Source organism: Bradyrhizobium sp. CCBAU 45384 (assembly GCF_028128665.1).
Taxonomy (GTDB): domain Bacteria; phylum Pseudomonadota; class Alphaproteobacteria; order Rhizobiales; family Xanthobacteraceae; genus Bradyrhizobium; species Bradyrhizobium manausense.
Genome location: NZ_LBIZ01000116.1, coordinates 280828 through 305067, shown reverse-complemented (window position 1 = coordinate 305067; position 24240 = coordinate 280828). Strand labels below are relative to the sequence as shown.

The window sequence follows — 24240 nt, the reverse complement described above, 5'->3', positions numbered from 1 at the left end:
GCCTGTGCATTTGGCATCCCAGGGCCTGATGTGATCAATTGCGCGCGCCGTCAACGAGGTAGCCCATGGCCAGCATCGTCAATCCGGATCCCTTCACGACGCGTCCCGAGATCGAGGGCACGTTTGGGGTCGTCGCCTCAACGCACTGGATCGCGACCGCCGTCGGCATGGCCATCCTGGAAAAGGGCGGCAACGCGTTCGATGCTGGTGTCGCCACTGCTTTCACGCTTCAGGTCGTCGAGCCGCATCTGAATGGCCCCGGCGGCGATGTGCCTGTCATCGTCCACGACGTGAAGCGCGGCCGCACCGAGGTGATCTGCGGCCAGGGCCCGGCGCCGGCGCGCGCCACCATCGCGCATTACAAGAGCGAAGGCCTCGACATGGTGCCCGGCACCGGCCTGCTCGCGGCCTGTGTTCCCGGCACCTTCGAATCCTGGATGATGCTGCTGCGCGACTACGGCACCATGCGCGTGCGCGACGTGCTGGAGCCCGCGATTTCTTACGCCCGCGACGGCTACCCGCTGGTCGAGCGCGCCTGCGCGACGATCCAGACGGTCGAGCAATTGTTCCGCAAGCACTGGCCAACCTCGGCCGCGGTCTATTTGCCGAACGGCGAGGTGCCGAAGCCCGGCACGATCTTCACCAACAAGACGCTGGCCGGGACTTACGCCCGCATCCTCAGCGAGGCCGAGAGCGGCGGCGGTGGTCGTGACGCCGAGATCGAGCGTGCGCGCAAGGCCTGGTCGCAAGGCTTCGTTGCGGAAGCCATCGACAAGTTCTGCCGGACGCAGGAGGTGATGGACGTCAGTGGCTCCCCGCATCGCGGGGTGCTCTCCGCCGACGACATGGCGCGCTGGCAGCCGACCGTCGAAGCGCCGCTGACTTACGATTACGGCCGTTACACCGTCTGCAAGGCCGGGGTCTGGAGCCAGGGCCCGGTGACGCTGCAGCAGCTCGCGCTGTTGAAGGGCTTTGCGCTCGACGGGCTCGATCCGACCGGGCCGGAGTTCATCCATCTCCAGATCGAATGCGCAAAGCTCGCCTTCGCCGACCGCGAAAAATTCTACGGCGATCCGAAGTTCTCCGACATCCCGATCGCGACGCTGCTGTCGGATGCGTACAACGACGAGCGCCGCAAGCTCGTCACCGACAGGGCCTCGCTCGACTTCCGGCCCGGCACCGTCGAAGGCTTCGGCGGCGTGGTCAAGCTCCGCCGCGCCGAAGGGCAGCGCGAGGCGGTTGGCGCGCTCGGCGCCGGCGAACCGACCGTGGGACGCTTCGGCGAGGTGCGCGGCGATACCGTGCATTTCGACATCATCGACAAGGCCGGCAACATGGTGTCCTCGACGCCGTCGGGTGGCTGGCTGCAATCCTCGCCTGTTATCCCCGAGCTTGGCTTCTGCCTCGGCAGCAGAGCCCAGATGTTCTGGCTTGAGGAAAACCATCCCGGCTCGCTCGCGCCCGGCAAGCGGCCGCGCACCACGCTGTCACCGACCATGGCATTGCGCGACGGCGAGCCGTATCTGGCCTGGGGTTCGCCCGGCGGCGATCAGCAGGACCAATGGATCACGCAGTTCTTCCTGCGCCACGTCCATTGCAATCTCAATCTCCAGGAGTCGATCGACGCGCCGGCCTGGCACTCGGAACATTTCCCGATCTCGTTCTGGCCGCGCACCGCGCGTCCCGGCGTGCTCGTCGTCGAGAACCGCGTGCCGAAGGCAACGATCGAGAATTTGCGCGAGCGCGGACATATCGTCGAGGTCGGCCCCGACTGGTCGGAAGGCCGCCTCACCGCGGCCTCGCGCGTCGGGGTGCGCCGGCGCGCCGCCGCCAATCCGCGCGGCATGCAGGGCTACGCCGCAGGACGCTGAAGGCAGCACATGACCTGGTCGATCATCGCGCGAGACCCTGCCACCGGCCAGTTCGGCATTGCGGTCGCAACCCGCTTCTTCGCTGTCGGCGCCCGCGTGCCCTACATTGCGGCCGGCCTCGGCGCCATCGCGACCCAGGCCTTCGTCAATCCCTATTACGGCATCGACGGCGTCAAGCTGCTGCGCGAAGGCCTCAACGCCCATGACGTGCTCGCCGCGCTGCTCGCGACAGACGACGGCCGCGAGAGCCGGCAAATCCATATCATGGATGCGAGCGGTGCGATCGCCGCGCATACCGGACGCGACTGCGTCGACTGGTGCGGCCACATCGCCGGCAGCGGGTTCTCGATCGCCGGCAACATGCTTGCGGGTGCCGATGTGCTCGCCGAGACGGCGAAGACCTATATCGCCAATGACAGCCTGCCCTTCCCGCGCCGCCTGCTCGCGGCAATGCGCGGAGGCGAAGCCGCCGGCGGCGACAAGCGCGGCAAGCAATCGGCCGCGCTGCTGATCCACGGCGAGGAGGAATGGCCGGCGCTGGACATCCGCGCCGACGACCATCCCGATCCACTCGTGGAGCTCGAACGGCTCGAACGGGTCAGTCACGAGCTCTGGGTCCATTTCCGCCCGTCCATGCCGACCCGGAAGAACCCGGCCGGCAACACCGATCGCAGCGTCATCGAGGCCAGCATCGCCGCGGCGCGGGCGAGACAAGCATGAGCCCTCTCATCGAGATCAGGGACCTTCGTGTCCGCTTTCACGGCGACGACGGCCGTATCACCCACGCGGTCGACAGCGTCGATCTCAGCGTCGCCAATGGCGCGACGCTCGGTCTCGTCGGCGAATCCGGCTGCGGCAAGAGTGTGACGTCGCTGGCGATCATGGGCCTGCTGCCGAAGCAGACGACTGAGATTACTGGCGCGATCCGCTTCGACGGTTTTGACCTGCTGAAGACCCCGGACCAGACCCTGCGGGATCTCCGTGGCAACCGGCTCGCGATGATCTTTCAGGAGCCGATGACGTCGCTCAACCCGAGCTTTACGATCGGCGACCAGATCATCGAGACGATCCTGCGCCATCGCGGCGGCTCGCGGAAAAGCGCGCGCGAGCGGGCCATCGAGCTGCTGCGCCGCGTGCACATCCCCTCGCCCGAGCGACGCGTCGACGAATATCCGCACAAGCTCTCCGGCGGCATGCGCCAGCGCGTGATGATCGCGATGGCTCTAGCCTGCGATCCGCAGCTCCTGATCGCGGACGAGCCGACCACCGCGCTCGACGTCACCTTGCAGGCGCAAATCCTGGAGCTGATGCGCGAGTTGAAGGCGGCCAGCGGCGCCGCCATCATCCTGATCACCCACGATCTCGGGGTCGTCGCAGAAGTCTGCGACGAGGTCGCGGTGATGTATGCCGGCGAGATCGTCGAGCGCGCGCCGGTCGACGAATTGTTTTCAGCGCCGCAGCATCCCTACACCGTGGGCCTGCTTGGCTCGATCCCGCGCCTCGACCATCGCGCCGAGCAGCTGGCGACCATCGAAGGCATGGTACCGAACATGGCGCAGCCGCCCGCCGGCTGCCGCTTCGCCGCGCGCTGTCCGTTCGTGCTGGAGGCCTGCACCAGGGCGCCGCCGCAGCTGATAAACGTCAGCCCGAACCACGTCTCGCGCTGCATCCGCGCACCGCTCGAAGTTTTGGTGTCGTGATGGCGCTGCTCGAGGTCAACGGACTGGTCAAGCACTTCGTCGCCGAACGCTCGCTGTTCGGCCGGGCGCGGGCGCATGTCAAAGCGGTCGATGGCGTGACGTTCTCCCTGGAGGCGGGCAAGACTCTCGCCCTGGTCGGTGAATCCGGTTGCGGCAAATCCACTGTTAGCCGTCTGGTGCTGCGGCTGATCGAGCCGGATGCAGGCAGCGTGCGGTTCGACGGCCGCGACCTGCTCTCGCTCGATGCCGATGCGCTGCGCAAATTCCGCCGCGAGGCGCAGATCATCTTTCAGGACCCCTACGCCTCGCTCAATCCGCGCATGACGGTTGCGCAGATCCTGACCGAACCCCTGGCGCTGCACGATCTCGTTCCACCGGCGCAGCGGCCACAGCGCGTCGCGGAGCTGCTGCGGCTGGTCGGGCTCGAGCCGCGACTGGCCCGGCGCTATCCGCACGAATTCTCCGGCGGCCAGCGCCAGCGCATCGCCATCGCCCGCGCGCTTGCGGTCGAGCCGAAGCTGATCATCTGCGACGAGCCGGTCTCGGCGCTCGACGTCTCGATCCGTTCGCAGATCTTGAACCTGCTGCGCGAGCTTCAGGACCGGCTTGGCCTCGCCTACATCTTCGTCTCGCATGACCTCGCCGTGGTCAAACACATCGCCGACCGCGTCGCGGTGATGAATCTCGGCTGCATCGTCGAAGAGGCCGACGCAGACGAATTGTTCGCCCAGCCCCGCCACCCCTATAGCCGCGCTCTGCTGTCGGCGATCCCGCTGCCCCGGCCTCACGCCAAGCGGGCGAAGGTCGTGCTGCAAGGCGAGATCCCGAGCGCGCTCAATCCGCCGGCGGGTTGCCGCTTCCACACCCGCTGCCCCTTCGTGATCGACCGCTGCCGCACCTCAGCGCCAGCGCTGGTGGCCGACGGCGCGGGCCACGCCACCGCCTGCCACCGCGTCAGCGAGCTGCCCCCGGCCGACGCGATACTGCCCGCAGCGGCCGGATTTTCCCCGGCACTGGCAAAATTAGTCGCGGCCTTCAGCCGAAAGACGGAAGGCGCGAACCCGGCCGGTGTTGGTATACAGAGTGCAAGGCCACCAACCACGTAGCCCGAGCAATGGGGACTGTCCGATGAAGATGTTTCGCCTGGCCGCGACGGCTGCCGTTGCCCTGCTGACGCTTGGAGCCGCGCAGGCCCAGACCACGCTGCGGATTGGGCTTGCCGAGGACCCTGACATTCTCGATCCCACCATGGCGCGGACCTATGTCGGCCGCATCGTGTTCGCCGCCTTCTGCGACAAGCTGTTCGACATCGACGAGAAGCTGAACATCGTGCCGCAGCTCGCGCTGTCGAGCGAGACCGTCGATGATGGCAAGGGCCTCGTCATCAAGCTCCGCCCCGGCGTGAAATTCCACGACGGCGAGCCACTCGATGCGGACGCCGCCAAATTCTCGCTGGAGCGTCACTTGACCTTCCCCGGCTCGTTCCGCAAGCCGGAGCTCGCCTCGGTCGACCACATCGATGTCGTCGATCCCCTCACCATCAAGCTGGTGCTGAAATCGCCATTCTCACCGCTGCTCGCCCAGCTCACCGATCGTGCCGGCATGATGGTGTCGCCGAAGGCGGCGAAGGAAGCCGGCGACAAGTTCGGCCTGCACCCGGTTTGCGCCGGTCCCTACAAATTCGTCGAGCGCGTGCAGCAGGATCGCATCGTGTTCGAGAAGTTCGCCGACTACTGGAACAAGGATAACGTCTTTATCGATCGGATCGTGTTCCAACCCATCGTCGACACCACCGTGCGGCTCGCGAATTTGAAATCGGGCGGCCTCGATTTGATCGAGCGCGTGCTCGCCACCGACCTCAAGGAGGTGCGTAGCGATTCACGGCTGAAGGTCGCGACCGCCATCGAGCTCGGCTATCAAGGCATCACGCTGAACATCGGCAAGGACAAAGCCAAGGGCCCGCTCAGCCAGTCCGCCAAGGTGCGGCAGGCGCTCGACCTTGCCATCGACCGCGAGGCGATCAACCAGGTCGTCTTCAACGGCGAGTTCCAGGTCGGCAATCAATGGGTCAATCCTGATCACCCCTACTATCAGAAATCCCTTCCGGTCCGTGCGCGCGACGTGGAGAAGGCCAAGGCCCTGCTGAAGGAAGCTGGCGTGAAGCCGCCGGTCAGCGTCGATTTCCTGGTGCCGAAGGGCGCGGAAAACGAAACACCGGCGCAGATGATCCAGTCAATGGCCGCAGAAGCCGGCTTCGACATGAAGATCCGCGTGACCGAGTTCGCGACCGGGCTAAAGCAGGCCGAGGCCGGCGATTATCAGGCCTTCTGGCTCGCCTGGAGCGGCCGCATCGATCCCGACGGCAACAGCGTCGTCTTCCTGCACAGCAACGCGCCTCAGAATTACAGCGACTGGAACAATGCGCAGGCCGACAAGGCCCTGGAGGACGCGCGGCTCGTGACCGACCCGGCCAAGCGCAAGGCCAGCTACGAAATCCTGGCCAAGCTGGTCCAGGACGAAGAGCCCATCCTCTATCTCTACCACCGCCGCATCATCATTGCGCACACCACCAAGCTCGAGGGTTACAAGCAGATGCCCGACGGCCTCGTGCGCGTCGTCGGCCTCAAGCTGAAGTGACGCCAAGCGGATGCTGAACTTCCTCGCCCGCCGGCTTGCGCAGATCGTCCCGACGCTATTCTTCGTGTCGGTGCTGATTTTCTCGCTGCAGCAATTGCTGCCGGGCGATCCCGCCCTGGTGATGGCGGGCGAAGAACGCGATCCTGCCGTGATCGAGCAAATCCGGCACCAATACCGGCTCGATCAACCCGTCCCCGTGCAATACGTCTACTGGATCAAGGGCGTCCTTGTCGGCGACTTCGGCGAATCCCTTCGCAACAAGATGCCGGTGCGCGAGCTGATCGCGCAAAAGCTGCCGGTGACGCTGCAGCTCGGCGCCATGGCCATCATCATCGCCTTCCTGATCGGCATCCCCGCCGGCATCGTCGCGGCCGTGAAGAAGGGGACGGCCTGGGACTACGGTGCCAATTTCTTTGCGCTGTGGGGCATCTCGACGCCGAACTTCTGGCTCGGCATCATGCTGATCTTCCTGTTCTCGATCGAGCTCGGCTGGCTGCCTGCCTCCGGCTATGTGCCGCTGACCGAGAACTGGCGCGCGAGCCTGGCCGCCACCATCATGCCGGCTTTCGTGCTCGGCAACGCCATCGCCGCGATCCTGATGCGGCATACCCGTAGCGCCATGCTGCAGGTGCTGGAGAGCGACTATGTGCGCACGGCGCGCGCGAAAGGCCTGTCCGAGCGCTCGGTGATTCTCAAGCATGCGATGCGCAATGCGCTCACGCCGATCATCACGCTCGGCGCGCTCGAACTCGGCACGCTCCTGTCCGGCGCGGTGCTGACCGAGCAGATCTTCTCCATTCCCGGCTTCGGCAAGCTGATCGTCGACGCCGTGTTCAACCGCGACTACGCCGTCGTGCAGGGTGTGGTGCTGGTGACCGCCACGGTCTACATCACGCTCAATCTGGTCGCCGACCTCGCCTATATCCTCGTCAATCCGCGGCTGAGGGGCTAGGCCATGACCGACGCCGTGCTTACGGCCACCCCCATCACTGATACCGGCGAGCTGGACAGCCCGGCGCGCCGGGCGCGGCGTCGCCTGTTCAAGCGCAAGGCGGCGGTTGCGGGCCTCGTGGTCCTCATCGTTTTCATCCTGCTCGCACTGCTGGCGCCTCTGCTCGTGCCCTATGATCCCATCGCGACGAGCTGGAGCCTGGTGCGCAAGCCGCCGACGACCGCGCACTGGTTCGGCACCGACGAGCTCGGCCGCGACATCCTGAGCCGCGTCATCTATGGCGCACGCGCCTCATTGCTGGCCGGCCTGATCTCGGTTGCGATCGCGCTCGGCATCGGCGTTCCTCTTGGCCTGGTCTCCGGCTATCGCGGCGGATTCGTCGATGCGCTGATCAGCCGGATCACCGATGCGATGCTCGCCTGTCCATTCCTGATCCTGGCCATTGCGCTGGCCGCGTTCCTCGGCCCGAGCCTCGGCAATGCCATGATCGCAATCGGCATCTCGGCGACGCCGGTCTTCATCCGCCTCACCCGTGGCCAGGTGCTGAGCGTCAAGGCCGAGGACTATGTCGAAGCTGCTCGCGCGCTCGGCAATCCGCCCTGGCGGATCGCGGTCTCCCACATCCTGCCGAACATCCTGCCCGCGCTGCTGGTCCAGGCGACCTTGTCGATCGCCGCGGCGATCATCGCGGAAGCCGCCCTGTCGTTCCTTGGGCTCGGCCAGCAGCCGCCGTCGCCGTCCTGGGGCAGCATGCTGAATGCGGCGCAACGCTTCCTGACCCAGGCGCCCTGGATGGCGATCTGGCCGGGGCTGGCGATCTTCCTCGTGGTGCTGTCACTGAACCTGCTCGGCGACGGCTTGCGCGATGCGCTGGACCCACGGCAGCGTTAGATCACCACCTCACGCATCACGCGGCGACAATCCATCTCATATTCCAGGTCGACCACCGGCGGCCGCGCAAAGTGCCAGGTCAGGCCCGAGCGCAGCGCGCCGCGCCGTACCAGCTCGTCGACCAGCGCATGATGGAAGTCGTGCACGGAATAGGCCTGGACGCCGGTGGTGTCCTTCCAGCCGAATCCAAATGCCGCCATCCGGTTCTCCATCTGCGAGGTCGTCGTGAAGCGCACCTTCTCGCGCAGGCCTTCCGGACTGAGGTCGCGATAGCGCACGGTACGTTCGACATAGGTGCCGCTGCCTTCGCGCGCCTCGGCACCACCGGCGATCACGAAGGACGGCGCCTTCGACGTCGTCGGGCGCGTGAACGAGAACGCATGGAACGACGGCTCCGCGGGCGGATCGATTTCCGGACAGACATTGCTGCGTGCCACCGGATTGGTGCTGCCGTCGAAGATGCCCCACTCCGACAGCGTCTTCACATAATGCAGGTTGAAGGCGCGAAAGCCTTCCTCGCTGAAGGCGGCCGGCGAGCGCAGCTCGCAGGCGCAGAAAGCCGTCAGCGGACGTCCTTGCGCCTGGATGTAGTTTGCAGCCAGCGTAAACCCGTCGGCCAGCGTCACCAGGCGATCGAACCTGACGCGCTCGATCTCATAGCCGTCGTCGGCAGCAGCACCAGCAGAATACTGGAACACGGAAGGGATGAACCGGTAATTTCCGGCAGAGAATTCACGCGTCATGTCGAACCCTAATCCAGCTGGATGCGAATGCCTTTGGCGCCGTTGAGCAGGCGTCTCAAGTGAAAGCCGGCGAGCGGATCGTCGGCGTGCATCCCGACCAGCGCGGCGAAGGCCGGCATCGCCGCGGCGTCGCCCGCCTCCATCCTTGCAAATGCCTCGGCATATTGTGCCGTCGCGGGCGCATCAAACTTGTCCTGCGGCAGCGGCTCGAACGCGCGCAGCGGTTCGCTGCGTCCGCGCAGCATCAGATCACCCACCGGGCGCCCCTGAAAGCTCGCCGCCGCCTCGGCGACACTGGAGCTGACGCAGATGCGGGTGCCGAGCTGCTTGTTGGCGGCCTCCAGCCGCGCCGCGATGTTGATGGTGTCCCCATAGGCGGTGTAGTCGAAGAAACGATTGCCGCCGAAATTGCCGACCAATGCGGATCCTGCGTGAATGCCGATACGGGTTGTGCCGAAATTCACGCCCCTGGCCTTCTGGCGCACGCAAAAATCCTGCGCCCAACGGTCGAGATCGTGTGCGCAGGCCACCGCACGCGTCGCATAGTCGGGCTGATCGCCGGGCGCATTGAACAGCACGTGGATCGCATCGCCGATGATCTTGGCAACCGTCCCCTCATGCGCGAAGATCACTTCGGTCATCCCACCGACATATTCGTTGAGGAGCCCGCCCAATGTCTCGGGCGCTGCGCTCTCGACCAGCGATGTGAAGCCGGTGATATCAGTGAATATGACGGCGACATCGCGCCATTGCACCTCGATACCCTCGCTATCGCTGCCTGCCGCCAGGCGTTTGGCGAGCTCGGGCGAGAAGTGGCGCGACAGCGCGGCGTGGGCCCGTTCGGCTTCCGCCTGACGGCGCCGCACCTCGCGTAGCATCTCGATGTGGCGAAGCGTCTTCTCGATCGTCGTTTCGAGGTCGGCGAAGTCGATCGGCTTGGTGAGAAAATCGAACGCGCCGCGGTTCATGGCGGTGCGGATATTGCTCATATCGCCATAGGCCGAGACGATGATGGTCGACTTCTTGTCCTCGGCTTCCTGCAGCTTCTGCAAGAGCGACAGCCCGTCCATCCTGGGCATGTTGATGTCCGAGACCACCATGTCGACATGCGGGTTCTGCTCGAGCGACTCCAGCGCCTCGATACCGTCGCGTGCGAACATGATGGCGAGAAGCCCGTCACGGATCTTCCTGCGGAATTTCTGCAGGATCAGCGCCTCGAGATCGGGCTCATCGTCGACGAAGAGAATAGTCGGGGTCATGCCGCCTGCTCGAGCCTCGTGTCGATCTGCTGGCGCAGCTGCGCGAAGTCGATCGGCTTGGTGAGGAGCCCGCTGGCGCCGCGCTCGATCGCCTTGCGATGCGTCTCGGCATCACCGTAGGCCGTGATCATGATCACAGGAACATTCGGATGCTCGGCGCGCACCCTGGGCAGCATATCAAGCCCGCTCATGCCGGGCATGTTGATGTCGGACAGGATCAGGATCAGCGAGGGATCGCGCACCTCGGCGGCACGCTTCAGCGCATCGGGCGCAGAGGGTGCGAACTCCATCTGGAAACGGCCGGCACGCAGGTCGCGCCGGAATTGCTGCCGGAACAGCGCCTCGACATCGGGCTCGTCATCGACGACCAGGATGTAAACGTTCACGTCTTGCCTCCCGAAGTGCCGCTTGCCGCCATTGCGCGCGGCAGGGTGATGATGAATTCGGTGAAGGCACCGGGTGTGGTGTTCACGTCGATCGTGCCGCCGTGCTGCTTCACGATGATGTCGTGGCTCATGGACAGGCCAAGCCCGGTGCCCTCGCCTGCCGGCTTGGTGGTGAAGAAGGGATTGAACATCTTCTCCTTCACGTCCTGCGGAATACCCGTGCCGTTGTCGCGTATCCGGATCTCGACCTTATCGCCGAGATTTTTCGTCGATGCGCTCAGGGTCGGCTCGAAGCCGTCGGCTCCGCTCTCCTTGCGCTTGGCCGCCGCATAGAAACCGTTCGAGATCAGATTGAGGAAGACGCGGGTGATTTCCTGCGGGTAAATATCGACCATGCCGGCTGCGGGGTCGAAGTCGCGCTTGAGCGTGACGTTGAAGTTGGACTTCTCGGCCCGCGCGCCGTGATAGGCCAGATTGAGGCTTTCCTCCAAGATCGCGTTGATGTCGGCGGGGCGATGCTCGCCAGAGCCTTCGCGCGAATGCAGCAGCATGTTCTTCACGATGGAATCGGCACGCCTGCCGTGCTGCACCACCTTGTCGAGATTGCCCTTGAGCATGTGGGTCAGCTCGTCGACCTCTTCCTTCGCCTTGCTGTCGAGCTGCGCCGATTGCAGAACTTCGTTCAGTTCGTCGATCAACTCCATCGAGAGAGACGAGAAATTGTTGACAAAGTTGAGTGGGTTCTTGATCTCGTGCGCGATGCCGGCGGTGAGTTGGCCGAGCGAGGCAAGCTTCTCGGTCTGGACCAGACGGTCCTGGGCGGTGCGCAGATCGTCGAGGGATCGCGATAGCTCTCTGGTGCGCTCCTGGACTTCCTCGAACAGGCGCACATTCTCAATCGCAATCAGAGCCTGATCTGCAAAGGTCGTGGCGAGCTCGATCTGCTTTTCACTGAACGGACGCACGACATGCCGCGTCAAGACGAAGACGCCGATAGGCGCCCCCTCCCGCAGCAACGGGACACCCAGCATCGTACGCACGTTGGAGCGTCTTCGCGCAGACGAAGGTGCATACTCCGGATCGGCCTGCACATCGGGAATATGGACTGTCCTGCAATCGAGCAGGGTGCGTCCGACGACACTTCCCCGCTCCGGCACGGAAGCAAATGTCCGAAGCTTGTTCTCCTGCTCCGCATCGAGGCCGCAGCTCGCTGCCAGATAAAAGGCGCCATCGCGGGGCCGGAAGATCGTTCCTTCGTCGGCATCGCACAGGCGGGCAGCCGATCCCACCAGCGTGTCAAGCACGGTCTGTAGATCAAATGTCGAACGGCTGATCACCTTCAGCACATCGGCGGTCGCGGTCTGCTGCTGTAGCGCTTCCCGCAATTCTGCCGTCCTCTGCTCGACCTTGTTTTCGAGGTCGGCGTAGGATTCCTGCAGCCGCGAGCCCATGTCGTTGAACTGGTCCGCGAGCCCTTCCAGCTCGTCGCCGGTCTTGATCGAGATGCGCTGGGAGAAATCGCCGCCGCCCATCCGCTCGGCGCCGCTGCGCAGTGCCTGGATCGGGCCGACCATGCGGCGCGCCAGGAAAATCCCCGCCAGCACTGCGAAGATCGAGGCAGCGAGCAGCACGATCGCGAGCCGCTGCAATGAGGCATAGAGCGAGGCATAGGCCTCCTCGACCGGCAGCTCGACGAACATGGTCCAGTGTAGCGGCTCGATCGGGGCCGAGGCGGTCAGAACCTTCTGGCCCTGGATGTTGATCGCCTCCTGAAGCGCATCGGGCATGACGCCGCCGCCGGCCTGCGCTGCGCGGACCTGTGCGAGGCCGGACATGTCGGTATTGCGCAGCACCAGGCTGATGTCGGGATGGGCGATCAGCCGCCCCTCGGGGCCGACCACATAGGCGTGCCCATGCTGGCCGACCTTGATCTGGGAGACGACGTCCCAGATGAGCTTCAAATTGACTTCGGCGATGCTGACCCCGGCATCCTTCCTGGCCCCGGCCAGCGCCAGTGTCATGTAGGGCTCGGACTCGCGGCGAAAATACACCGGTCCATAATAGACCTTGTGCGCGACGGCTTCGGTGAACTTCGGATCGCTCGACAGATCAACGCCGCTGTCGATCGCGTCCATCGCCAGCCGCGAGACGCGCAGCCGCTCTTTGCCGGTCGAATCCAGCTGGGCGAGCTCGGTGATTGCAGGCACCTGACGCAGCAGCCGCAGCGCATCGAACCGGCGCGGCTCGATCGAACCCGCAGACCAGGGCAGCTGCGTGGTCCAGCCGAGCTGGCTCTCGATCTCCTTGATGAACTGGCTGATTTTGGCGGCGGCCGCCTCGGCCTGCTCGTGCTGGACCCGGATCAGGGCGGCCTTGTGTTCCCTGTAGTAGAACAAGACCTCGAACAGGCCATTGGTCAGCAGGGCGACCGCGACCACGGCCACGAACAGCGCGACATATTTGGTGAACAGGCGGGTCCTGATCCCCCGCCCCGTCGTGGCGGACCCGGCCGCGCTCGGCAGGGTCCTGGTCTGCGGGGTGTCGGGATGGACGGAAATGCTCATTTCCCCGAGCCTAGCAAGAAGGCCGCACCTTGTCTCTCGCCACGGCGGGCAAGGTTACTCGATGACCTCGTCGGCAAGTGCAAGCAAGGTCGGGGGAATTTCAAGGCCGGTGGCCTTGGCCGTCTTCAGATTGATCACCAGGGGATAGCGGGTCGGCTGCTCGAATGGCAGATCGCCGGGATTGGCACCGTTGAAAATGCGGGCGACGAGGGCGGCCGCCCGCTCGAAGGATTCCAGCACATCCGCTCCGTAAGACATCAGCCCTCCGTCGCGAGCGAGATCGGCATTTTCGTAGATCGCCGGCAGTTTCCGGTGGACGGCGAATTCGTACACGCGCTTGCGGTTGAGAATGGTGAGTGCGTCGGCCACCATCAGGATGCCGTCCGGCGGATCGGCATTCATCACGGAGAAAGCCTCCTCGAAATCATCGGGTTCGCGGACACCTAACGCCTGCACGGACAGCCCGAGCGCCTGTGCAGCCTTCGCGGACGCCTGGTAGCGCATTGTCATGCCGAGGTCGTCCTTGTTCCAGAGCATTGCGACCTTGGTCAATTTCGGCGACATGTCCTTGAGCAGCGACAGCCGCTTGGCGCTGAGTGTCGCTGCGACGTCCGAAATCCCGGTGATTTTGCCGCCTGGATGCGCCAGGCTCTCGATCAGCCTGGTCTCGACGGGATCACCGATGCCACTGGCCGCCACGGTGGGAATGTCGGCCGCTTTGGCCGCCATTGCCGTCGGATAGCCAACGATCACGACGGCATCGACTTTCGCAGCCTTCAGCTCTGCAATCAGCGCGGGGAGCTTCGCGACGTCGCCCGCCGCCCCGCGCGCTTCAATGGCCAAGTTCTGGCCAAGCTTGAAACCGCGCTCGCCGAGCACCTTGATCAGGATCTTGCCGCCAGGACTGGTCTCCGTGATCGGTGCGATCGGCGTCAGCGTGCCCAGACGGAACATCCTGTCGCTCTGAGCCGCGGCCGAGCACGGCCCCAACAGCGAGACACAGCCGAGCCCTGCCAGGAATTCGCGCCGCCTCATCACGTCTCCCTTGCCCCTGGCGCAATAGCACGCCAGCCAAGTCTAGCACGAGACAAGAAAAAAGCGGCAATGGCGATGGCCATTGCCGCCCTGCAATCTTTGATTCGGCCGGCCTCAGGTCGGCCGAAGCGCCTTGGCGTTGAGGTCGAGCTCGTTGACCTGCTTGGTACGCTCGGAATCGGCGGCCGCACGATGGTCGGTCGCCAGCACGACGTAAACTGCGGGTAGGACAAAGAGCGTGAACAGCGTACCGATCGACATGCCGGCGACGACCACGAGGCCGATCGAGAAGCGGCTGGCTGCGCCGGCGCCGGTCGCAGTCAGCAGCGGGATCAGGCCGGTCACCATCGCAGCCGTCGTCATCAAGATCGGCCGCAGGCGGATGCGGGCCGACATTTCGATGGCCGATCGGCGGTCCAGCCGTTCATTCACCTGGAGCTCGTTGGCGAACTCCACCATCAGGATGCCGTGCTTGGTGATCAGGCCAACCAGGGTGAGCAGACCGACCTGGGTGTAGATGTTCATGGTCGCCACGCCGAAGAACAGCGGAATCAACGCACCGACGATCGCCATCGGCACCGAGATCATGATCACCAGCGGATCACGCAAGCTCTCGAACTGGGCCGCCAGCACCAGGAAGATGATGATCAGCGCGAACCCGAAGGTGATCGCGAGCTGATTGCCCTCCTGCACATACTGTCTGGAATCCGCGAGATAGTCGTGGCTGAAGCCTTGCGGCAGCTTCTTGGCCTCGCTCTCGAGGAAGTCAACCGCGGCGCCGACGGTCACGCCGGGCATCGGCACGGCCGAGAACGTCGCCGAGTTGAGCTGATTGTAGTGCGTCAGCGAATTCGGATCGGTCTTGGTCTGGATCGAGACCACGGTCGACAGCGGGAGCTGTTGGCCGGTGCTGGTCGTCACATAGTAACCGCCAAGCGATTCCGGTGACAGTCTGTTGGCGCGCGGCACCTGCGGGATCACCTGGTAGGAGCGGCCCTCGAGATTGAAGCGATTGATGTAGTTGCCGCCGAGCAGAACCGCGAGCGTACTGCCGAGGTTCTGCATGTTGACGCCGAGATCCTGTGCCTTGTTACGGTCGATCGTGACCACAACGCTGGGCTGGTTAAAGGCGAGGTCGCTGTCGGAAACGATGAACATGCCGCTCTTGCGCGCAGCGTCCTTCAGCCTCTCCATCTGCTCAAAGACGGTCTGGTAGCTCGCGGTGGAATTGATGACCATCTGCACCGGCAGACCGCCCGGACCACCCGGCAGCGGCGGCAGATTGAACGCGAACGCCTGCACGCCCTCGATCTTGGAGAGCTCGGCCTGCACCAGCGGCTTCAGCGCGATCGACGATCGCTTGCGCTCTTCCCAGGGCTTGAGCAGCATGCCGGCGATGCCGCCCTGCGGGCCATTGATGCCGTTCAGCACGAAGCGCAGATCGGTCTCCGGGAAGCTCTGAAATTTCTTGTCGAGCTTGTCGCCGTAGAAATCGACATAGTCGATATTGGCGTATTTCGGCGCCTTGGTCACTGCGAACACGATGCCCTGGTCTTCCTCAGGTGCCAGTTCCTTCGAGGTGTGCATATAGAGGAAGCCGACGAGCCCGAGGATCGTGATTGCGAACAGGCCGGTAATTGCCTTGTAATCGAGCGACCGGTCGAGCCTGCGGCCATACCAGCGCGTCAGTGCGCCGAACACCTTGTTGACCAGCTTGGCGAAGCGGCCTTCTTCGGTGTTCTTGAGCAGCACCGAGCACATCATCGGCGACAGGGTCAGCGCAATCACGCCCGATACGATCACTGATCCGGCGAGCGTGAAGGCGAATTCCCGGAAAAGCGAACCGGTGAGACCGCCGAGGAAGCCGATCGGGGCATACACTGCGGCAAGCGTGATGGTCATCGACACGACGGGACCGACGATCTCACGCGCGCCTTCGAGCGCCGACTGCACCGGCGTCTTTCCCTCCTCGAGATGCCGGTGGATGTTCTCCACCACCACGATGGCGTCGTCGACCACGAGGCCGATCGCGAGCACCATCGCGAGCAAGGTCAGCAGATTGAAGCTGAATCCCAGCGCCAGCATCAGAGTGCAGACGCCGATCATCGACAACGGGATGGTGACAACAGGAATGATGACCGAACGCAGCGAGGCCAGGAACAGGAAGATCACCACGATCACGATGATCACGGCTTCGCCAAGCGTCTTCTCCACTTCGTCGATCGAGGATTGGATGAACTTGGTCGAGTCATAGGCGACCTTCATCTTCATCGACGGCGGCAGGTTGCGCTCGAGCTCCGGGAACAGCGCCCTTACACCCTTGACCAGCGTCAGCGGATTGCCCTGCGGCGTCGCGTTCACACCGATGAAGATCGCATGCTCCCCGTTGAAGGCAACACTCGCGTCGGTGCTCTGCGCCGCAAGCTCGACCGTGGCGATGTCCTCCATCCGGACGAAGCCACCGTCCTTGGCCTTCACGATCATCTTCCTGAACTGGTTGACGTCCGTCAGGCTGGTGTTCGTCGAGATGTTGGAAACGATGAGATAGCCCTTGGTCTGGCCCGCCGCGGATTGGAAGTTGTTGGCCGTGATTGCGGCCGCAACATCCGCCGGCGACACACTGCGGCCGGCCATCTTCACGGGATCAAGCCAGAGCCGCATCGCAAAGGTCTGGCCACCAAGAATGTCGGCCGAGGCGACGCCGTCGACGGTCGACAGCACCGGCTGCACCACACGCGTCAGATAGTCCGAGATCGCCGAGCCTGACAGTTCCTCTGAGGAGAAGCCGAGATACATCACGGCCGTGGTCTGGCCTGTGGTCTTGGTGACGATCGGGTCGTTCGATTCCTTCGGAATCAGGTACTTGACCGAGTTCGTCTTGGCCAGCACCTCGGTGAGCGCCTGGTTCGGGTCGAAGTTCAGCTTGATGTAGACCTGGATGGTCGAGGTGCCGAGCACCGAGGACGAGGTCATGTAGTCCACGCCCTCGGCCGAGGCGACCGCCTGCTCGATCGGCGTCGTGATGAAGCCCTGGATCAAATCCGCGGACGCGCCGGGATAGACGGTCGTGATGTTGATGACTGTGTTCGACAGCTTCGGGTACTGCCGGATCGGCAGCACCATCGCCGCGCGCAGGCCGATCAGCAGGATCAACAGGCTGACGACGACCGACAGAACCGGGCGCTTGATGAAAATATCAGTAAAGGCCATCGCGGCGATCTCGACTTCTATGTCTCAAGAGACGTGATCCGGCCGGGCCGGATCACGCGAGTGTACTGTCAGTAGCGCGGGGGCTGCGCCGGGATCGGCGGAGCCGGATCGGTCGAAATTGCGACAGCGGCGCCCGACTGCAGCTTGAGCTGGCCGACGGCGACGACCTTGTCGCCCGCCTTCACGCCCTTGATGATCTCGACGCGACCGTTGACCCGATTGCCGGTCTGCACGAAGGTGCGCACTGCGCTCAGCGTCGTCTTGCCGTCCTCGCCCTGCTTCTCGGTGATCATGAACACGGAGTCGCCGTACAGCGTATAGTCGACGGCCGTTTCCGGAACGGTGATCACGGCCGGCTTGTCCGGCAGCACCACCGTGGTGGTCACGAACATGCCCGGCTTCAGGATCTTCTCCGGGTTGGCGATCGTCGCCTGCACGCGAATGTTGCGGGTGTCGGCGGCGATCTGCGGCTCGATCGTGGTGATCTTGCCGTCGAAGGTGCGCCCCGGATAGGCATCGACCTTCAGCCGGACCGGCTGGCCAACCTTGAGGTTGCCCGAGTCCTTTTCCGTCACCGTAAAGTTGGCCCACAGCTCCGACAGATCGGTCAGCGACACGATCGCGGTGCCAGCTGTGAGATATTGTCCGACCTCGACTTTGCGCACGCCGAGCTCGCCGGAGAACGGTGCACGGACCAGCTTCTGCGAGATCAGGGCCTCGGTCTTGGCGATGCCGGCCATTGCCTGGTCGTAGGCGGCCTGAGCTTGGTCCACCGTGGCCTGCGGGCCGAACTGGCGCGATGCCAGCTGCTTGGCGCGGTCCAGCGAGAGCTGCGCGACGGTTGCCTGCGCCTTGTAGTTGGCGAGATCGCCCTGCTCGGGCGCGTCGAACAGCTGCACCAGCGGCGTGCCGGCTTCGACATGGGCGCCCGGCTCGAACTTGATCTCGGTGACGCGTCCATTGACGTCGGCAGTGACGTCGACCTGGTGGACTGCGGCGAGGCCGCCGACCGCAGTGAGCAGGTTCGGTACCACCTCGGACTTCGCTTCGGCCGCGCTGACCATGGTCGGCGGCGGCTTGTTGTTGGCGAAGAACTGCTTGATCATCTGGCCCCGGAAATAATTGAACCAGACGAGACCACCGACGAGCACGCCGAGAAGCGTGCCGACGATGATGAACCAGAGCACCGGCCGAACCGGGCGCTTGGGGGCCTTGCTGTCGATCGGTTCGCCCGAAATCTTGTGTTCGGCTACGATGTTCATGTCATGCGCTCTCTGCAATCGCCGTCTTGTCCACACCCGGGGCCAATTGATGGCCCAGATGCGAAGCAATTGCGGCGTCGTTAAGTCCGATGCCTCTCAGGAGAAACTCACAAAGCTGCCGCTCCAGATCGTTCGCCCCGCCATAGGCGAGACAATGCACTGAAGGCAGCCTGGTCAGCGCGGCGGTCATCACCGTATGATGCGCAAACCAGAACAGGTTGAGCGGTTCGCCGCCACAGGGCCGCGCATCCCCGGCGGCGACGGCGCGTTCGAGCGAGGCGACGAAAACCGCTCCGATCAGCGTCTCGATCTTTGCATATAACAAACGAGCGAATTCGCCATCATCCAGGTGGCTGGTGGCCATCAGTCGCAGCCGCTGGGCGTCTTCCTGGTCGGGGCCGTCGGCGATCTCCAGGAAATGCTGGACCATGCCCCGGATCAGCTCGACCAAGGTGGCCGTCGATGGCTCCCGCTCGAGCAGGTCCATCAGCGCCGGATCCGCCTCGCACTCGTCGCTGAGGATTTCGGCATACAGCGCCGCCTTGGACGGGAAATGCTTGAAGAGCAGCGCCTCGGAAATGGCAGCGGCGGCCGCCACGCTCTTGGTCGTGGTGCCGTTATAGCCGTGTCGGGCAAAGCAACGCTTTGCGGCTCCGAGGATCAATTGACGCCTCAGGTCGCTCGTCATACGCAATGTGCTCATGCTAGTGAGTAAGCACTCACCCACGCAAAAGTCAAGTCAAATGGTGCGGCGCAACCTAAATGGGCGGGAACTGTTGGAAATTGGTCACATCTTACCTCCGCGGGGAGAGCGTCGCCCACGGGGACCAGATTCAGGGGCTGGGGGTCAGATCGGCCGGAAGCCGAGCTCGCCGCGGATCCGATTGACGATGTAAGTCCCGTCCCGGCTCGGCAGGATCCGTTCGACGTTGGCGCTGTCGATCTTCACATTGGCAAAGCGCGGCCCTGCCGAGAGGTCGTGGATGGCTTTGGCGAAGGCTTCGACCTCAGCCATGGTCGAGATTGCCCGGCTATCGGCGATGCCACAGGCCCTGGCGACGCCGGCCAGGTCGGCGGCAGCCGAAGTGTGGCTGGTCTGGCCGCCGGTCTCGCCATAGGCTTCGTTGTCGAGCACGACGATTGAGAGATTGGACGGCTTCTGCACCCCGATGGTGGCAAGGCTGCCCATGCCCATCAGCATCTCGCCGTCGCCGGTAATGACCAGCACCGGCAGTTTCGGTTGCGCCAGCGCGAGCCCCAGCCCGATCATCGCAGCGCCGCCCATGCCGCCCCAGAGATAGAAGTTGCGGGCATGATCGCCCGCCGCAGTGATGTCGTTGGTGGAAGCACCGAGGCCGCCGACGGCAACGGCGTCCTTGCGATCAGCCAGCAGCGCGGAGACCACCTTTCGGCGGTCGAGGAGATTAGCCTTGCTCATTTGGTGAAGACCTTGGCGCCGATCAGGCGCTGCGACAGCAGGACGGCGGTGGGCGTGAGCGCGTTGTACGCCTGCGCCGCGGCGGCTTCGAGCACAGCCGGCACCTCGGCTGCGTTCGAGGCACGCAGCACCTTGATGCCGGAGAGTTCGAGCACGCCCTGCGTGGTCGAGCCCATCGGCACCTGCCACGGATTGAACTCGCCCCACTCGCCGCGCATGGTCACGAGGCTGAGGAACGGAAAGCGCAGGATCGGGATCAGCGACAGCATGTTGATGCAATTGCCGACGCCGCTCGACTGCATCAGCAGCACGCCGCGCTGGCCGCCGGTCCAGGCGCCGGCGAGCAGCGCCACGCCCTCCTCTTCCGTGGTCAGGGGAATGCCGCGCATCGTGGACGTGGCCAGCACGCGCTGGATCAGCCTGGAATGGCCGGCGTCGGGCACGTAAGGCACCTGCCGGACGTCGAAGCGTTGCAGGGTCTCGAAAATGTCGTCGGGCCAAAGAGTCTTTGACTCCGGCGCCGTCGTGTCGGCAGCGTCAGCGCGGGCGTGCATTTTTCTGTCCGGTCGGCTAGCAAATCACCGCGAGACTGTAGACGGTGATCCGCACGGCTCGAAAGAGCGAAAATGGCATATCGGTCTCATCAGGCGAGTATGGCGGATGAACGCAAGTGCGAAAGAATTGGCGGCCGGTTTCGATCTGGCGAAGCTGACCAGCGAATTCTACGACGATCCCTACCCGACCTATCGTGCACTGCGGGAGAACGAACCGGTCAAGCGGCTTGCGAGCGGCACCGTATTCCTGACGCGCTATGACGACCTCGTCACCACCTACAAGAACACAAGATCGTTCAGCTCGGACAAGAAGCGCGAGTTCGCGCCGAAATACGGCGACACGCCGCTCTACGAGCATCACACCACCAGCCTCGTCTTCAACGATCCGCCCGCCCACACCCGCGTGCGGCGTCTGATCATGGGCGCGCTGTCGCCGCGCGCGATCGCCGGCATGGAGGGCGACCTCGTCAAGCTGGTCGACGGCCTGCTCGATGCCATCGCCGCCAAGGGCCATTGCGAGCTGATCGAGGATTTCGCGGCCTCGATCCCGATCGAGGTGATCGGCAATCTGCTCGACGTGCCCCGTGACGAACGCGCGCCGCTGCGCGACTGGTCGCTGGCAATCCTGGGCGCGCTCGAGCCGGTCGTGTCAGCCGAGGCGGCCGCACGCGGCAACAGGGCGGTGACGGATTTCCTCGCCTATCTCGAAACGCTGGTCGCGCGGCGGCGGCAAAAGCCGGGCAATCCCGACCGTGACGTGCTGACACGCCTGATCCAAGGAGAAGGCAACGCCGAGGAGAACGGCGAGCGGCTGACCGAGAAGGAGCTGCTGCACAATTGCATCTTCCTGCTCAATGCCGGCCACGAGACTACGACCAATCTGATCGGCAACGGCCTAGTCGCGCTCGACCGGTATCCCGACCAGAAGCAGCGGCTGACCGACAATCCTGACGTGATCAAGACCGCCGTCGAAGAGATCCTCCGCTACGAAAGCTCGAACCAACTCGGCAATCGCATGACCACCGAGAAGGTCGAGCTCGGCGGCGTCATGCTCGAGGCCGGCACGTCGGTGACGCTGTGCATTGGCGCGGCCAACCGCGACCCCGCGCAGTTTCCCGATCCTGAGCGCTTCGACGTCGCGCGCACGCCGAACCGGCACCTTGCCTTCGCCACCGGTGCGCATCAATGCGCCGGCATGGCGCTGGCGCGGCTCGAAGGCGCGATCGCGATCTCGCGTTTCCTGGCGCGCTTCCCGAACTTTGCCGTGAGCGGCCAGCCGGTGCGCGGCGGCCGGGTGCGGTTCCGTGGCTTCCTGAGCGTCCCCTGCTCGATCGGCTGAGGCGTGATGACCATCGATCAATTGCGCGAACGCTGGGCCGATCCTGCCCTCACGGTGCTGACCGTGCTGATGGTGCTCATGATGTTCGTGATCGCGCCGTTGCAGGCGCTGGGGCTGTTCGCATTCCAGGTGTCCGAACTCGTGCTGGCGCTGCTGCTCGTCGTCGGCATCTTCGTGATCTCAGGCAGCCCCATCGCAGTGCTCGGCATGCTGATCGCGCTCGGCATGATCGTGACAGGCGCGATCTTGCGGATCAGATCGCCATCCATCCTCGACCTCAATCTGTTTGCCGGCTCCTGGTTCATCGTGGGAACGACGATGGCCTGGGCGGTGGCGCGGCAGACCTTTGCGCCGGGGCGCGTGACCTATCATCGGGTGATCGGTGCCGTGCTGCTGTATCTCACGGTCGCCGTGATCTTCGCGGCGCTCTACACTTTCATCGGCTCGCTCGATCCGGCCGCCTTTGTCAGCATGAAGGTGGAGGACAGTCCGAGCCTTGCGAGCGAGGTGATCTATTTCAGCTTCGCGACGATGACCACGACCGGATATGGCGACGTCGCGCCGCTGCACCCCGTCGCGCGCAGCCTGTGCAACATGGAAGCCATTTTCGGCCAGCTCTATCCGGCCACGCTGCTGGCGCGCCTGGTCACGCTCGAAATCGAGCATCGCAGGCAGGACTCCTGATTGGCCGCCGCCGACCAAAAGTCGAAAACAACCCCATGCACAGTAGAGCATGGATCGGCGCAGGATGCCTTGCGGATTCGCCGAAGCAATTGACTTGCCGGGCAAATCAGCGCTGGACGCGCAATCACCCGGCCGCGCCGCGCTATCGGGCAGGTGAAGGCTTCCGCTCGGACAGACCGATACCCACATCAGCTTGAGCACGGCCGCTTGCCCCCGGCGCAGGCAGCCATGGAGTGACGACAGATGAGCAGGTCGGTCATTGATCTCCTCGCAACGGAAGCACGCTTTGGCGCCCAGAATTACCAGCCGATCGGGGTCGTCCTGACACGCGGCGAAGGGGTCTGGGTCTGGGATACCGAGGGCAAACGTTACCTCGATTGCCTCTCCGCCTATTCCGCAGTGAGCCAGGGCCACTGCCACCCGAAGATCCTGGCGGCGATGGTGGAACAGGCGCACCGGCTGACGCTCACCTCGCGCGCCTTCCACAACGACCAGCTCGCCCCGTTCTACGAGGAGATTGCGGCGCTGACCGGCTCCCACAAGGTGCTGCCGATGAACAGCGGTGCCGAGGCGGTTGAAAGTGCGATCAAGTCAGTGCGCAAATGGGGCTATGAGGTCAAGGGCGTGCCGGACGGCCAGGCCGAGATCATCGTCTGCGCCAACAATTTCCACGGACGCACGCTGGGCATCGTCGGCTTTTCGACCGACCCCGAGACACACGGGCACTTCGGGCCGTTCGCGCCGGGCTTCAGGATCATCCCGTTCGGCGATGCCACCGCCCTCGAGGCAGCGATCACGCCAAACACCGTCGCCTTCCTGGTCGAGCCGATCCAGGGCGAAGCCGGCGTCATCATTCCCCCTTCCGGCTATTTCACTGAAGTGCGCGAGCTCTGCACCGCCAACAACATCATGCTGGTGCTCGACGAGATCCAGACCGGGCTCGGCCGCACCGGCAAGCTGCTCGCCGAGCAGCACGAGGGCATCGAGGCGGACGTGACGCTGCTCGGCAAGGCCCTGTCCGGCGGCTTCTATCCGGTGTCGGCCGTGCTCTCGAACAACGACGTCCTAGGGACACTCCGACCCGGGCAGCACGGTTCGACCTTCGGCGGCAATCCGCTTGCCTGCGCGGTGGCCCGCGCCGCGATGCGCGTCCTGGTCGAGGAAGGCATGATCGAGAACGCGGCACTTCAGGGCGCGCGCTTTCTGGATGGCCTGAAGGACATTCGCGCCAACACGATCCGCGAAGTGCGCGGGCGCGGCCTGATGCTGGCGGTCGAGCTTTATCCCGAGGCCGGCCCCGCCCGCCGCTATTGCGAGGCGCTCCAGGGCAAGGGCATCCTCGCCAAGGATACCCATGAGCACACCATCCGGATCGCCCCGCCGCTGGTGCTCACCAGCGAACAGGTCGACTGGGCGCTGGAGCGGTTCGCCACCACCCTGACGCAGGATTTCTCTTGAGGCTGCCTGCGTCGGAAGATCGCAACGCCGGCCGTCGCCGGCAACGAACGATTCCGCCACCTGCGCGTTGAAAGTTGTGGGCGATTAGGAGCTGGGAGCCACGATCATGCTTCCGCATGGCGTTCGCCTTAGGGCTGTTTTGGTTGGTGTCTCGATGCTGGCGGTAAGCGTCGGCGCGTCTGCCCAAAATCATGGAAAGGGTGGACCACCGGCACCGGCTGCCCATCCAGCGGCGCCACCTGCGATGGCCCGTCCGG

20 protein-coding genes are annotated in these 24240 nt (G+C 64.4%); 10 read left to right on the top strand and 10 right to left on the bottom strand.

Annotated elements, in window-relative coordinates; translation table 11 throughout:
• Positions 1 to 65 precede the first annotated feature (65 nt).
• From XH80_RS30915 to XH80_RS30885, 7 genes are read left to right on the top strand one after another with little or no spacing between them, the layout of a single operon-like run.
• Positions 66 to 1871, top strand: coding sequence for a gamma-glutamyltransferase family protein (locus XH80_RS30915; protein ID WP_057753239.1), 1806 nt, complete (start codon positions 66 to 68; stop codon positions 1869 to 1871).
• Positions 1872 to 1880: 9 nt separating this feature from the next.
• Positions 1881 to 2591 (top strand): DUF1028 domain-containing protein, encoded by a 711-nt coding sequence (locus XH80_RS30910; RefSeq protein ID WP_271601847.1) that lies wholly within the window; start codon positions 1881 to 1883, stop codon positions 2589 to 2591.
• On the top strand, positions 2588 to 3571 hold the full coding sequence (locus XH80_RS30905) for an ABC transporter ATP-binding protein (protein WP_271601846.1): 984 nt from the start codon (positions 2588 to 2590) through the stop codon (positions 3569 to 3571). Before XH80_RS30910 ends, XH80_RS30905 begins: the two co-directional genes overlap by 4 nt.
• A complete protein-coding gene (locus XH80_RS30900; protein WP_271601845.1) occupies positions 3571 to 4677 on the top strand; it encodes an ABC transporter ATP-binding protein in 1107 nt (368 codons plus the stop codon). Before XH80_RS30905 ends, XH80_RS30900 begins: the two co-directional genes overlap by 1 nt.
• Before the next feature lie 22 nt (positions 4678 to 4699).
• Positions 4700 to 6208: an ABC transporter substrate-binding protein gene (locus tag XH80_RS30895; RefSeq protein WP_271601844.1), complete on the top strand. Its 1509-nt coding sequence runs from the start codon at positions 4700 to 4702 to the stop codon at positions 6206 to 6208.
• 10 nt (positions 6209 to 6218) lie between these two features.
• Complete coding sequence (locus XH80_RS30890; protein WP_220000800.1) at positions 6219 to 7160, top strand: ABC transporter permease; 942 nt, start codon at positions 6219 to 6221, stop codon at positions 7158 to 7160.
• 3 nt (positions 7161 to 7163) lie between these two features.
• The gene (locus tag XH80_RS30885; RefSeq protein ID WP_271601843.1) at positions 7164 to 8051 is read left to right on the top strand and encodes an ABC transporter permease; all 888 of its coding nucleotides are present in this window, start codon (positions 7164 to 7166) and stop codon (positions 8049 to 8051) included.
• Here the strand turns inward: XH80_RS30885 and cnbZ are convergent.
• The 10 genes from cnbZ to XH80_RS30835 form a co-directional block, all read right to left on the bottom strand.
• Positions 8048 to 8794, bottom strand: coding sequence for a 2-amino-5-chloromuconate deaminase CnbZ (gene cnbZ, locus XH80_RS30880; protein ID WP_271601842.1), 747 nt, complete (start codon positions 8792 to 8794; stop codon positions 8048 to 8050). The two genes, XH80_RS30885 and cnbZ, sit on opposite strands and share 4 nt — an antisense overlap.
• Positions 8795 to 8802: 8 nt before the next feature.
• Positions 8803 to 10053, bottom strand: coding sequence for an adenylate/guanylate cyclase domain-containing protein (locus XH80_RS30875; protein ID WP_271601841.1), 1251 nt, complete (start codon positions 10051 to 10053; stop codon positions 8803 to 8805).
• Complete coding sequence (locus XH80_RS30870; protein ID WP_057753253.1) at positions 10050 to 10439, bottom strand: response regulator; 390 nt, start codon at positions 10437 to 10439, stop codon at positions 10050 to 10052. The genes XH80_RS30875 and XH80_RS30870 overlap by 4 nt, the downstream gene beginning before the upstream one ends.
• Complete coding sequence (locus tag XH80_RS30865) at positions 10436 to 13003, bottom strand: sensor histidine kinase (RefSeq protein WP_271601840.1); 2568 nt, start codon at positions 13001 to 13003, stop codon at positions 10436 to 10438. The genes XH80_RS30870 and XH80_RS30865 overlap by 4 nt, the downstream gene beginning before the upstream one ends.
• Positions 13004 to 13057: 54 nt before the next feature.
• The gene (locus XH80_RS30860; RefSeq protein WP_271601839.1) at positions 13058 to 14038 is read right to left on the bottom strand and encodes an ABC transporter substrate-binding protein; all 981 of its coding nucleotides are present in this window, start codon (positions 14036 to 14038) and stop codon (positions 13058 to 13060) included.
• 114 nt (positions 14039 to 14152) lie between these two features.
• Positions 14153 to 17248, bottom strand: coding sequence for a MexW/MexI family multidrug efflux RND transporter permease subunit (locus XH80_RS30855; protein ID WP_271601838.1), 3096 nt, complete (start codon positions 17246 to 17248; stop codon positions 14153 to 14155).
• 68 nt (positions 17249 to 17316) lie between these two features.
• The gene (locus XH80_RS30850) at positions 17317 to 18510 is read right to left on the bottom strand and encodes an efflux RND transporter periplasmic adaptor subunit (RefSeq protein ID WP_271601837.1); all 1194 of its coding nucleotides are present in this window, start codon (positions 18508 to 18510) and stop codon (positions 17317 to 17319) included.
• Between the two features lies 1 nt (position 18511).
• Entirely contained in the window at positions 18512 to 19213 is a 702-nt protein-coding gene (locus XH80_RS30845) for a TetR/AcrR family transcriptional regulator (RefSeq protein WP_271601836.1), read from the bottom strand.
• 144 nt (positions 19214 to 19357) lie between these two features.
• Positions 19358 to 19948, bottom strand: coding sequence for a thiamine pyrophosphate-dependent enzyme (locus XH80_RS30840; protein WP_271601835.1), 591 nt, complete (start codon positions 19946 to 19948; stop codon positions 19358 to 19360).
• Positions 19945 to 20502 carry a phosphonopyruvate decarboxylase gene (locus XH80_RS30835; protein ID WP_271601834.1) on the bottom strand — a complete coding sequence of 186 codons (558 nt, stop codon included), beginning with the start codon at positions 20500 to 20502 and terminating at the stop codon, positions 19945 to 19947. The genes XH80_RS30840 and XH80_RS30835 overlap by 4 nt, the downstream gene beginning before the upstream one ends.
• Before the next feature lie 106 nt (positions 20503 to 20608).
• Here XH80_RS30835 and XH80_RS30830 point away from each other — a divergent pair, with 106 nt between their 5' ends.
• The 3 genes from XH80_RS30830 to rocD all read left to right on the top strand — a co-directional run bounded on the left by XH80_RS30830 (position 20609) and on the right by rocD (position 23983).
• Positions 20609 to 21841, top strand: coding sequence for a cytochrome P450 (locus tag XH80_RS30830; RefSeq protein ID WP_271601833.1), 1233 nt, complete (start codon positions 20609 to 20611; stop codon positions 21839 to 21841).
• Positions 21842 to 21847: 6 nt separating this feature from the next.
• Positions 21848 to 22525 (top strand): potassium channel family protein, encoded by a 678-nt coding sequence (locus XH80_RS30825; RefSeq protein WP_271601832.1) that lies wholly within the window; start codon positions 21848 to 21850, stop codon positions 22523 to 22525.
• 243 nt (positions 22526 to 22768) lie between these two features.
• Positions 22769 to 23983, top strand: a complete 1215-nt coding sequence (gene rocD, locus XH80_RS30820; RefSeq protein WP_271601831.1) for an ornithine--oxo-acid transaminase — start codon at positions 22769 to 22771, stop codon at positions 23981 to 23983.
• Positions 23984 to 24240: the final 257 nt, after the last annotated feature.